At 37.7% G+C, this 12,395-nt stretch carries 10 protein-coding genes and 1 other annotated feature; of the genes, 4 read left to right on the top strand and 6 right to left on the bottom strand.

All coding sequences use genetic code 11. The features are described 5' to 3' along the window. Window positions 1–201 precede the first annotated feature (201 nt). Window positions 202–804 carry a 30S ribosomal protein S4 gene (gene rpsD, locus FC748_RS00510; RefSeq protein ID WP_024363774.1) on the top strand — a complete coding sequence of 201 codons (603 nt, stop codon included), beginning with the start codon at window positions 202–204 and terminating at the stop codon, window positions 802–804. 341 nt (window positions 805–1,145) lie between these two features. Here rpsD and FC748_RS00505 read toward each other — a convergent pair whose 3' ends face one another. The 5 genes from FC748_RS00505 to FC748_RS00485 form a co-directional block, all read right to left on the bottom strand. After that, on the bottom strand, window positions 1,146–1,904 hold the full coding sequence (locus FC748_RS00505; RefSeq protein ID WP_108029964.1) for an N-acetylmuramoyl-L-alanine amidase: 759 nt from the start codon (window positions 1,902–1,904) through the stop codon (window positions 1,146–1,148). Then, window positions 1,901–2,308 (bottom strand): phage holin family protein, encoded by a 408-nt coding sequence (locus FC748_RS00500; protein ID WP_108029965.1) that lies wholly within the window; start codon window positions 2,306–2,308, stop codon window positions 1,901–1,903. Before FC748_RS00500 ends, FC748_RS00505 begins: the two co-directional genes overlap by 4 nt. Before the next feature lie 155 nt (window positions 2,309–2,463). Continuing rightward, the gene (locus tag FC748_RS00495; protein WP_108029966.1) at window positions 2,464–2,814 is read right to left on the bottom strand and encodes a hypothetical protein; all 351 of its coding nucleotides are present in this window, start codon (window positions 2,812–2,814) and stop codon (window positions 2,464–2,466) included. 188 nt (window positions 2,815–3,002) lie between these two features. Beyond that, complete coding sequence (locus tag FC748_RS00490; RefSeq protein ID WP_108029966.1) at window positions 3,003–3,353, bottom strand: hypothetical protein; 351 nt, start codon at window positions 3,351–3,353, stop codon at window positions 3,003–3,005. Window positions 3,354–3,689: 336 nt separating this feature from the next. Further along, window positions 3,690–3,959, bottom strand: coding sequence for a hypothetical protein (locus tag FC748_RS00485; RefSeq protein ID WP_108029967.1), 270 nt, complete (start codon window positions 3,957–3,959; stop codon window positions 3,690–3,692). Between the two features lie 1,440 nt (window positions 3,960–5,399). Between FC748_RS00485 and FC748_RS00480 the strand changes: the two genes are divergently transcribed. Together FC748_RS00480 and FC748_RS00475 are read left to right on the top strand one after the other, a co-directional pair. After that, on the top strand, window positions 5,400–6,605 hold the full coding sequence (locus FC748_RS00480) for an iron-containing alcohol dehydrogenase (RefSeq protein WP_024363773.1): 1,206 nt from the start codon (window positions 5,400–5,402) through the stop codon (window positions 6,603–6,605). 124 nt (window positions 6,606–6,729) lie between these two features. Further along, the gene (locus FC748_RS00475; protein WP_108029968.1) at window positions 6,730–7,539 is read left to right on the top strand and encodes a cobalamin-binding protein; all 810 of its coding nucleotides are present in this window, start codon (window positions 6,730–6,732) and stop codon (window positions 7,537–7,539) included. A 73-nt stretch (window positions 7,540–7,612) separates the two neighbouring features. On the opposite strand, the gene tyrS is transcribed toward FC748_RS00475, so the two are convergent. Next, a complete protein-coding gene (gene tyrS / locus FC748_RS00470; RefSeq protein WP_025220319.1) occupies window positions 7,613–8,881 on the bottom strand; it encodes a tyrosine--tRNA ligase in 1,269 nt (422 codons plus the stop codon). A 71-nt stretch (window positions 8,882–8,952) separates the two neighbouring features. Further along, window positions 8,953–9,156: a binding site (T-box leader), on the bottom strand. A 102-nt stretch (window positions 9,157–9,258) separates the two neighbouring features. Here tyrS and FC748_RS00465 point away from each other — a divergent pair. Next, a complete protein-coding gene (locus tag FC748_RS00465; RefSeq protein WP_108029969.1) occupies window positions 9,259–12,321 on the top strand; it encodes a transglycosylase domain-containing protein in 3,063 nt (1,020 codons plus the stop codon). Window positions 12,322–12,395 lie beyond the last annotated feature (74 nt).

The raw sequence follows: 12,395 nt of genomic DNA, 5'->3' as shown, positions 1-12,395 counted from the left end.
ATAAGCTTATTACTGTATTTTATTCCTCAATTTTACTGAGTATTACTACACAAAAACTCTCAGTGGCAAAATAGATGGTGTATTGTGTAACCTAACGGCTGCATAGGCGAAAATACATGAAAATAAAATGCGTATAAGAATGGGTACTACTGGTTTTTGTTTTACAACAAAAAAACCAAATTTAAAGGAGGAGACAACAATATGTCTCGTTATACAGGTCCATCTTGGAAATTATCACGTCGTCTTGGTATCTCACTAAGCGGTACTGGTAAAGAAATCGAAAAACGCCCTTACGCACCAGGTCAACACGGCCCGAACCAACGTAAAAAATTATCAGAATACGGTTTACAACTTCAAGAAAAACAAAAACTTCGTCACATGTACGGCATGAACGAACGTCAATTCCGTACTCTATTCGACCGCGCTGGTAAAATGAAAGGTGTTCACGGTGAAAACTTCATGATCCTTCTTGAAACTCGCCTTGACAACTTAGTTTACCGTTTAGGTTTAGCTCGCACTCGTCGTGGAGCTCGTCAATTAGTAAACCATGGTCATATCTTAGTAGACGGCAAACGCGTTGATATCCCATCATTCAGCGTTAAACCAGGTCAAACGATTTCTCTTCGTGAAAAATCTCAAAACCTTGCTGTAGTTACAGAAGCGATCGAAGTAAACAACTTCGTACCTGACTACTTAACTTTTGATGCAGATAAAAAAGAAGGTACATTCACTCGCCTTCCAGAGCGTTCTGAACTATCTGCTGAAATCAACGAAGCATTCATCGTAGAGTTCTACTCTCGTTAATTTTTTAACGTTAGATTACTTACGGTTCTTAAACCTCGTAACCTTGTTTATACAAGCGTTTACGAGGTTTTTGCATATAATTAGTTAATCGGAAATTCACGTTTTTATTCGGATGATTTTGGGGAGCACCTGGGGGAGCGTTTCCACCTTAATAAAATATTATGTTATATTCGTTCATTAGAAACAAATTAGAGTAGATGTACTCAAATTTATGTCATGTTTTAAGTTGCCGCTTAAAGCATGATTTTTTTATTTTTGATTAATTATTTATTATCCTTATATTAGCAATTTAAAAAATACCAGGGTCACAAATTTTTGTGGTTACCTGGTATTTTTACAATTTATAATGTCCGTTTCACAACTGAAATGAGTAATCCTAAAGCTTCACCATCAGTCATTGAACCAACTCGATCACTATGGTCGACCTTCAAGATTCCTTTTTGATAAGTCACTTTTAATAACCCTCTCAAATCCTCTTTAGCTGTTGATGTTAATGAATTAGTCATCTGTGTTTCCTCCCTCTTACGCTCTGTTTTTGGTTGTGTAGTTAGTTTCAATGTTTTCCCTAAATGCTTAGCAAGTTCAGTAGCTATGGCATAACAAATTTTTCCAAAGTCTCGTCGATAAACAACTGCATCTACTACACTATTCACAAAACAAACCTCTATTAAAATTGCTGGCTCGTATGTGCTTGCTAATACACCTAAATCCTTACGTTGTTTAGCACCTCTATTTGGTAGCTCTCCGCCAGTTGCATCAGAAATAGCTTTTGAAATACGTGCTGCTAAAGCTTGCTGGTCATAGTACAAGACTTCTGTGCCGATAGCTTTGGAACTGTCACCACCAGAATTCAAATGGATAGAGACAATTAAACTGTTACGATCCTTGTTATGTTGGTTAACAAGATAGTTAATGTTTTGACGTTGGTTAGTTGAGGTATTGTCCTCATAATAAGTACATGGCACATTTGATGCTTTCAGAATCCCGAATACTCTTTTAGCTATCTTTCGTGCCTCGATAACTTCATTTAGGATACCGACAGCACCACTGCCAGGATTAATCCAATGTCCTGGGTGAATTTCAATTTCTTTTATGCTCATTTCACTTTTTCCTCCTTAGTATTAAATATGTCTAATGCCTTTTTAACTGGTGCAGGCATGTCTATACCCAGCTTTGCAGAATTCTCCCCCAAGCTAACTAATTCATTGAAAATGAACATTAATACCACCGCATCAGGAATAATCTGCCCAATTGAAAAGCCTTGGTCTAACAGCACTAGATAAATTAAATTCGCTACGACAATCCAAACCCACATCATGCCTTTTTTGATAATGCCTTGATAACCTCTTTTGCTATTAATCGCTCCCCAGTTAGCAGCCATGCCTGTGAAAAAGTCAATTGCATTTAAAATAAGTAGTACTGTCATTAATAACTCCCATCCACCAACAAGCCATGAGACAGCACCACCTACTGTAGTAACTAAATATTTAGAGATTTGCTCCATTAATACACCGTCCTTTGCCCTTTTTTATAAATAAACAAGCGCTTGATTAAAGTGAAGTTAAAGACACCAAAATAAAATTTAATCCAAATGGTACTTTTACAATAAAACATAATGATAAAAAAAGAACAGCAACCCGATGGTTGCTGCCTTAATTTTTAGCGTTCTACAATAAATGCAGATGTACGGTTGACGTAAGAACTTCCCTTAAAGTAATAAACAGTACGTATTCGATATGAACCTGCTTTCCGACCTGTAAGTGACCAATTGAAGCATGAAGAATATGAAAAATATCCCGTATGATGATCAACATTTGTCCAAGATGAACCATCCCAATACTGTAAATAGGCAGTGTATTCCAGTCTTGTTCCTTGTGCCGTACCGTCTTTGTATCCGTGACAGAATTCAATATACGTTGACCAACTAACGTATTTATCTACGTCCGTAGAACCATTGATGATAGCGAGAAAGTTCTTCTCCTGTTCTACTTTGTCAAAATATGAAGCCATTCATAAAACCCCCTAGTTTTTTAATGTTAACGGCTTAGTTACCGTCATTATTACTTGTGAAAAAAAATCGCTTTATTGTGACATTGACCATAAAAAAAATAAGACACCAAAGTTGGGTAGTGAAACGTGAACAACTTAAAACATAGTGATAAAAAAGAACAGCAACCCGATGGTTGCTGCCTTAATTTTTAGCGTTCCACAATAAATGCAGATGTACGGTTGACGTAAGAACTTCCCTTAAAGTAATAAACAGTACGTATTCGATATGAACCTGCTTTTCGCCCTGTAAGTGACCAATTGAAGCATGAAGAATATGAAAAATATCCCGTATGATGATCAACATTTGTCCAAGATGAACCATCCCAATACTGTAAATAGGCAGTGTATTCCAGTCTTGTTCCTTGTGCCGTACCGTCTTTGTATCCGTGACAGAATTCAATATACGTTGACCAACTAACGTATTTATCTACGTCCGTAGAACCATTGATGATAGCGAGAAAGTTCTTCTCCTGTTCTACTTTGTCAAAATATGAAGCCATTCATAAAACCCCCTAGTTTTTTAATAATAACGGCTTAGTTACCGTCATTATTACTTGTGAAAAAAAATTGCTTTATTGTGACATTGACCATAAAAAAATAAGACACCGAAGTTGGGTAGTGAAACGTGAACAACTTAAGCAAAAGTTTAATTGATTTTAATAATATTTAGGATAAGTTTCCAACCCTGGAGCCACAAGGACTTCAGATGTTTATTGAAGCTTTTTTCCTGAGAAACGTCGAGAATCAGTAACATGTACTGTTTCCCATATTGATAGCTCTCATAGCGCATAATAAAAGCCCTCCAAAATCATCTGTGGAAGGCCTAAAAAATAACGCTAAGCATTTGCTTGCGCTTCGTTTACAACAGTGTTTTCTTGCTCATCTGCTTCAGCGTACTGATAAGCTGAACGATTGATTAAAATTTCATTGTTTATCAGAACAAAAGCCTTTTTGTTAATATCGGTCGTTAATATATCAAACATCTTATCTGTGTCACTTTCTGATGTGTAGGGTAATGTGTTTCTAACCTTTATTGTCACGTTCAGTGTTTCTGTTTTTTCTAATGCTTTAATATTAGCCACTACCATTACTAAATGTTTTGACATACTCTTCTTTCTAATTTTTGCTGCCATTTAAGTATTTGTTTAAAAATAGTAGCGACAGACTCTAAATTTACCTCTGTAGTCAATACGTTTTGACCGTCCATCGTGACAATTATATATTTCTCCAATTTTTATCCACTCCTTTTATTAAGATAAAGTAATGCCTATATCAGCTCCATACTTTTTAAATACAAAAAGCTTTAGGTTGTTGGAACTCTTTGTTATTTCTAACCCTGGTGTATTTGTAGATACAGAGTTTCCCCCTCAACCTAACCCCACAACATTTGCATTGCTAAAATCCACCGTTCCATTAAATGACGCGACCTGCTATACGATGCCATTCCAAGCGCTTAATTGAATCGTTCCGTTTGCACCACCAACAGAAGTCATATCGCTAAAGTGGAGCTTGTTGCCCATATAAATATCTCTGTTTATATTTATATCTGTAGCGCCTGATATACTACCATTACTGCATCATTAAGGTTTATTTTATGAGCATCAATAGTTACTGAGTAAGGATCTTTTCATAAATTGAATTATCAAAGTTTTTTGCGTGCATGACACCGGAATTTCATTTCTTAAAACTTAATTATTGTACTTATTATTTCTTTTTTGCTTCTATATCTTTAGTGCTTACGAACACATTACCCTTCTTCTCAAAAACAATACCATTACATTCTACTGGTCTTTGGCATCTATCAAGTATTTCATAGAACTCTTTTGAAGAACATTCATCACCGTTCACTTTAAAAGTACTACCTTCCCATACCATGAAATAGGCATCTGCCGTTTTTACAACTATGTCATCCTTTTCTTTTTCATATTGTAAATAATAAATATAATCTATTAACTCCTATTCATGTTTCAAAATTTGATATTGTCTTTCCCTAGTCATAAGCCACACCTACAGCGATTTACCACATCCATAATTTAGACGTACATTAATATCTAGCATTTGGTAGTAGCTTTTTTAATTTCATTATACTAAGGTTGGTGTTTTTCTATTTTATTATAAATAATACGGACATAACTTACTGTTCCATCCTAAATATTACATTAAATAAAAAGCACTTATTTTTCCGTACATTAAAATAACAATTATTCCCATATCAAACAACGTAAACACTATTAATATATTAACAATCAAATATCAGTTATTTACTATTCAAGCAAGGTGTAAAATAGAACAAAATACCAAAAAATATATTTTATTTTTATACGATAGCATTTCTTAAAACATATTTAAATCAACCTTCCTACTCCTTATTATCTTTTACTACCTCAATTCTAAACTTACTTTTTTGTGAAATAATAACAGTTGTAAAATTAACAATTTTAATAAAAATACGTCTTGTACTTTCAAAAAAAATAGAATAATATGGATTTCGGAAGGTGGTTCGCCATCATTCAAGCAATAACAATTATTTCAAAGGGGTTGGAAATATGTCAGACGTTCTAAAGCAATTTGTAATGCCAAAAACAAACTTATTTGGACCTGGAGCAATTCAAGAAGTTGGTAAGCGCTTAAATGATTTAGAAGTGAAGAAGACATTAATCGTAACAGATGAGGGCTTACACAAGTTAGGTCTCTCAGAACAAATTGCTAACATCATCACAGCAGCTGGAATTGATGTTGCAATTTTCCCTAAAGCAGAACCAAATCCAACAGATCAAAACATTGAAGATGGAATTGCTGTTTATCATGCCGAAAACTGTGATTCTATCGTATCGCTTGGAGGCGGTAGTGCACATGATGCAGCAAAAGGTATCGGACTTATTGCTTCGAATGGTGGACGCATTCATGATTATGAAGGCGTTGACAAATCAGAAAACCCACTGGTGCCATTAATCGCGATTAATACAACTGCTGGTACAGCAAGCGAAATGACACGTTTTACAATCATCACAGATACAGCTCGAAAAGTAAAAATGGCGATTGTTGACAAACATGTGACACCACTTGTATCGATTAATGACCCAGAGTTAATGATTGGCTTACCTCCAGCTCTAACAGCTGCAACTGGTGTAGATGCATTAACACATGCAATTGAATCGTTTGTATCGACTAATGCAACACCAATTACTGATGCATGTGCAGAAAAAGTACTTCAGCTAGTTCCTGAATTTTTACCTCGTGCCTACGCAAACGGTGCTGATTTAGAAGCACGTGAGCAAATGGTGTATGCACAATTTTTAGCGGGTATGGCATTTAATAATGCTTCACTTGGCTATGTACATGCGATTGCTCATCAATTAGGTGGCTTCTACAACTTACCACACGGTGTATGTAATGCGATTTTACTGCCACATGTGTGCCGCTTCAACTTAACAGCACGTACTGAGCGGTTCGCTCGAATCGCTGAGTTATTAGGTGAAAATGTTGAAGGGATTAGCAAACGTGATGCTGCCGAAAAAGCAATTACTGCCATTGAAAAATTATCAAAAGATTTAAATATCCCAAGTGGCTTCCGTGCGTTAGGTGCGAAGGATGAAGATATTGAAATTTTAGCTAAAAATGCAATGCTAGACGTTTGTGCAGCAACGAATCCTCGTAAAGCAACATTAGAGGACATTAAACAAATTATTACTGCTGCAATGGGACCTGTAGGAAAACCAACAGAGTCACTTGAAGCGGTTGCACTGTCTTAAAATATTAATAACAATGGCGTGTCTCCTTGAGGCATGCCTTTTTCTGTGGAACAAAAAACATTCCCCTGTTGTATGTGTGCCTAGTGACAGCTATACTTTTCTTAAAAAGATATGGGGGAAACATATGCGTTTAATTTCCATTTGTCCAAGCAACACAGAGCTTGTTGCTTACTTAGGATTGACCCATCAACTTGTAGGTGTTGATGATTTTTCAGATTGGCCTTCATCTGTGCAGGCATTACCAAAGCTTGGTCCCGATTTATCAATTGATATGGATGCATTAGAAGCATTGCAGCCCGACTTAGTACTTGCCTCATTAAGTGTACCAGGCATGGAAAAAAATATAGAGGCATTACAGGAAAGGAACATTCCCCACATTGTTTTTAATGCCAACTCGTTAAACGAAATTGCGCAAGATCTTCTAACACTAGGTGCTGCTTGTGGCGTAACGGAGCACGCCCAAAAAGTTGCAACGGAATATTTACAATTTATTGCCCAGCTTCAAGCGGTGGCACAAACGGTTTCCACTCACCCTACTTTATATTGGGAATGGTGGCCAAATCCTATTTTCACACCTGGTCAAGTTAATTGGTTAACCGAAATTAGCAAACTTGCTGGAGGACAAAATTTATTTCACGATTTCGAGTTAGCGAATGTCCAAACAGAGTGGGAAGAAATTGTTCGACGTAATCCAGATTATATACTGATGGCGTGGGTAGGTGTTGCCTATGAGCGAATTAAACCAGCTCATTTATTAAAGCGACCAGGTGCTAATGAACTACAAGCGGTTCAAATGCAACAGGTGTACGTAATGGAGGAATGGTTGTATTGCCGTCCATCCCCTCGATTAGTGGAAGGTGCACTTAAACTTGCTCAACTGCTACACCCTGAAAGCTATCAGCAAATCACTCTACCTAATTTCTTACAATGTTAAAACAAAAACCTCCCTCGAAGTGATCCATTCGAAGGGAGGTTGAATTGGTGAAAATTGTTTGAGTGCCTGACACCTAAACAAATTTGACCATATGGTATTTTTTCTTGCCGCGACGTACAATGCTAAAGGCATCTTCTAAACGGTCTTTTGCATCGACGTTGTATTCTAAATCTGTGATTTTTTCACCGTTTATGCTAATGGCACCGTTTGTCACATCTTCACGAGCTTGACGTTTTGAAGATGAAATCCCTGCTTCCACAAGTAAATCTACGATATTTTTTGCCTCTTTAGCCATTTCAATAGAAGGAACATCTTTAAATGCATCCTTCATTTCCTGTGCTGAAAGTGCTTTTAAATCGCCAGAGAATAATGCAGCCGTAATGCGAATAGCTTGGTCTAGCGCTTCCTGACCATGGATTAAGCGTGTCATTTCCTCCGCTAAAGCTTTTTGTGCCTTACGTAAATGAGGTTCCTCTTCCACAGACACAGCTAATGCTTCAATCTCTTCACGTGTTAAGAACGTAAAGATTTTTAAGTATTTAATAACATCCGCATCCGCAGCATTAATCCAGAATTGGTAGAATTCGTACGGAGATGTTTTTTTGCTATCTAACCATACAGCACCACCAGCTGTTTTACCGAATTTTGTACCATCCGCTTTTGTTACTAACGGAATTGTAATACCAAATGCTTTTGTTTCTTCTTCATGTGTTTTACGTATAACTTCTAAACCAGTTGTAATATTGCCCCACTGATCAGAGCCACCCACTTGAATGCGACAATTGTAATTGTTGTACAAGTGATTGTAATCAATACCTTGAATTAATGTATAAGCAAATTCCGTAAATGAGATACCTGTATCAAGACGTGAAGCAATTGTATCTTTTGCTAACATGTAATTAACATTGATTAATTTCCCGTAATCACGTAAAAATTCAATTGTACTAATATCCCCAATCCAATCACGGTTATTAACAAGTTGCGCGCCATTTCCATCTTGTGCAAATTCAAATATACGCTCTAATTGTCCACGAATGGCTTGCACGTTTTTGTCAATTTGCTCCACTGTTTGAAGCTGACGTTCTTCAGAGCGTCCAGAAGGGTCCCCGATCATTCCTGTTGCTCCACCAACAAGTAAAATTGGACGGTGGCCAGCTTTTTGGAAGCGACGAAGCGTTAATAAAGGGACGATGTGACCGATGTGCATTGAGTCAGCGGTTGGGTCTACCCCACAGTATAGAGAAACAGACTGTTCTGCTAGAAGTTTTGCCATACCTTCAGCATCCGTTTGTTGGTACAACAATCCACGCCATTCTAAATCTTGTAATAATTCGTTTGTCATTGTTTCTTCCTCCTAAATTATCATCTTTTAGCGTGTAGAAACAAAAAAGTCCCTACACGCAACAAATTGCATGCAGGGACGTTAATAACTAACGCGGTACCACCCAGCTTGAAGATGTCATCCATCTTCCTCTTCATTCAGCCGCCTTTATCGCAGGCGCGCACGTCTAAGCTCCAAGTACGTAATTCGTCTCTACATTATGACCAGCTTTCACCAACCGCTGGCTCTCTAAACAGGGAATATAGATACTACTGCAAACTCTTCATCACTAGAAAACTATAAGCATTATTCTATACGATTCTCTTTCAATGTCAATAACTATGTTCGAGACAATTCATTATATGCTATAATAAACAAGATTTTAGGAGGTCGATACCTTGAAGGATTGGATTGAGAAAATCAATGTAAAGATCGATGCATTTCTCGAACAAAAATGGATGAAGACATTACGTATTTCAGGCAGCGTCGTCTGGAACTTATTTTTACTATTTTTAGTCTTTGCATTGGTAGGCACTGTATTTGTTGGTTCTGTTGGCGCCGGCTATTTTGCCTCACTTGTACAAGAAGAACCTTTACGTTCGAAAGAAGAGTTACGAAACCTTATCTTCAACTATGAGGAAACAAGTGAAATTTATTTTGCCAACGATATTTATATGGGAAAATTGCGTACAGATTTAGAACGTCGTGAAACGTCTCTTAGCGCAGTAGCCCCTGACTTAATTAATGCAGTACTCGCAACGGAAGATGAATATTTCCGTGAACATAATGGAATTGTTCCAAAAGCTGTTATTCGAGGATTGCTGCAAGACGTTACAAACTCTGCCACACAGACAGGTGGCTCTACATTAACACAGCAACTTATTAAAAACCAAGTGTTAACAAATGAAGTTTCCTATGAGCGAAAAGCGAAGGAACTGCTACTTGCCATGCGCTTAGAGCACTTTATGACAAAGGAAGAAATATTAGAGGCATACTTAAATATTATTCCTTATGGTCGAAATGCAACAGGGCGTAATATCGCAGGTATTGAAACAGCAGCTGAAGGTATTTTTAATGTGAAAGCAAAGGATTTAACGCTTCCTCAAGCCGCTTACATAGCTGGTATTCCTCAGGCACCGTATACTTACACACCATTTACAAATACAGGTGTGCTAAAAAGTGAAGAAGCATTAAAATTAGGCATCGATCGTATGAAAACGGTGCTCTACCGCATGAATGAAGCTGGCTACATTAATGAAAAACAGTATGAAGATGCGCTCGCATATGACATTACAGCAGACTTCCGTACACCAGAAGCACGTCCAGAGGATCGTTATCCATGGTTAACGTTTGAGCTAGAGGAACGAGCAAAAGAAATTATTGCTGAAAAACTAGCCAATGAAGATGGTATTGATTCAGAACGTTTAAAAACGGAAGAAAAATTACAAGAAAAATATTCGATTTTGGCAGACCGAGACATTCGTTCAAAAGGTTATCGTATTTATTCCACTATCAACAAGGATATGTTTGATGCTATGCAAAAAGCAGCCGATAATTTTAAATACTACGGTCAGACATATACGGGTAAAGGCAAAGATCCTGTAACAGGTGAGGAAATCGATGTGCAAATGCCTGTTCAAGTTGGTAGTATTTTAATCGAAAATAGCACAGGTCGAATTTTAAGCTTCCTAGGTGGTCGTGATTTTAAAATAAATCAATTAAACCACGCTACTAAAGCTTACCGCTCGAACGGTTCAACTATGAAACCATTACTTGTCTATGCCCCAGCCATTGAATATGGCGTAATTGGTGCAGGAAGTCCATTAGTTGACGTCAAGTTCTCTATTGGCGATTGGAGTCCAACGAACTATTTGACGAACGATGAGCGTGGTCTTATTCCAGCACGTGAAGCGTTAGCTGACTCAACAAACATTTCAGCGCTACGCTTATACTATGATATTTTAAATAGACGTCCTGCTGAATTTTTAGCAAAAATGGACTTCTCACAATTAAAACCTGAAGACTATACAAATCCTTCAACAGGGATTGGTGCTTTACAAATAGGTACAACTGTTGAAGAAAATACAAATGCGTTTGCAACTTTTGCAAACGGCGGTCAATTTATCGATGCTTATATGATTGAAAAAATCGAAGACCAAGATGGAAATCTTATTTACCAACATAAAGTTGAACCTGTACAAGTGTTTAGCCCTGAGACTTCTTATATCGTAACGGATATGTTACGAGATGTTTTAACAAAAGGAACAGGTACAGTTGCAAAAAATACATTAAAATTCTCTTCTGATTTTGCAGCTAAAACAGGTACTTCCCAAAAATATAACGATGTCTGGTTAGTAGGCTATAATCCAAATGTTTCACTTGGTGTATGGATGGGCTACGATAAACAACGCTCACTTAATGCCTTTAATAATACGTATTTACAACCAAGTGTACGTATTAACAAGCTATGGGGTACTTTAATGAATTCCATGTATGATGTAGATCCTAAATTAATTGATGCTCCTTCAAACTTTAAGGCACCAAAAAATGTTGTGACTGCTTCATTCTGTGGTATTTCTGGTCTAGCACCTTCTGCCGCTTGTGCAAATGCAGGATTGGTACGCTCAGATTTATTTAACGCGAAAGTATTTTTACCGTCACGACCTGATGATAGCCTCGCTTCATCAAGCGTCGTAACAATTAAAGGTAAAACGTATAATGCACATCCAAACACACCAGCAGAATTTGTAAAATCTAGTGGCGCTGGTATTAACCAAGCCTTTATTAAACGGATGTTAGGTAGACTGGGTGGGAACCCTGCAAGCCTACTTCCTAAAAATTCATCACTATCAAATTCATCTGTATCAGCTGTCGACTTCCCAGCAGATGGTAGTCCGCCAGCGGCTGTAACAGCATCCATTTCAGGCAATACACTATCTTGGAGTGGCTCATCTAATGATGTGGTAGGCTATCGAATTTATAATGTAACAAATGGTGGTAACACACTAGTTACTTCGGTGCTAGAAGCAACGCAAAGTATAACCGTCGCAAGCGGACAAGCGTATGTAGTTGTAGCAGTTGATATTACTGGTTTAACTTCACCACAGTCAAATGTTGCGTCAACAGGTGGTAGTGAGACAAAACCAGAAGAAGAGGACAAAGGCGAACAACCAACGACGCCAGACGTTCCTATTCCACCAGTCAATGGGAATAACGGCAATGGTTCTGGCAATAATGGCTCTGGTGGCAATGGTTCTGGCTCTAACGGCAACGGCTCTAGTGGAAATGGCTCTGGCTCTAGCGGCAACGGCTCTAGTGGCAATGGCTCTGGCTCTAGTGGCAACGGCTCTAATGGTAACAATGGTTCCGGCTCTAGTGGCAACGGCTCTAACAATGGCTCTGGCTCTACTGGAGGAAATAACGGAGAGACGACACCACCTACAGAACCACCTACAGAATAATCATTTAGGCTTACTACATTGAAATTTCAATTGTAGTAAGCCTATTTTTTTGTCATTATTAAGAGGACTACTAA

The sequence above is a fragment of the Lysinibacillus sphaericus genome (genome assembly GCF_005217585.1).
Lineage (GTDB): Bacteria > Bacillota > Bacilli > Bacillales_A > Planococcaceae > Lysinibacillus > Lysinibacillus sphaericus.
Note: the sequence above shows the minus strand (reverse complement) of the source record. Positions and strands in the feature narration are given on the sequence as shown.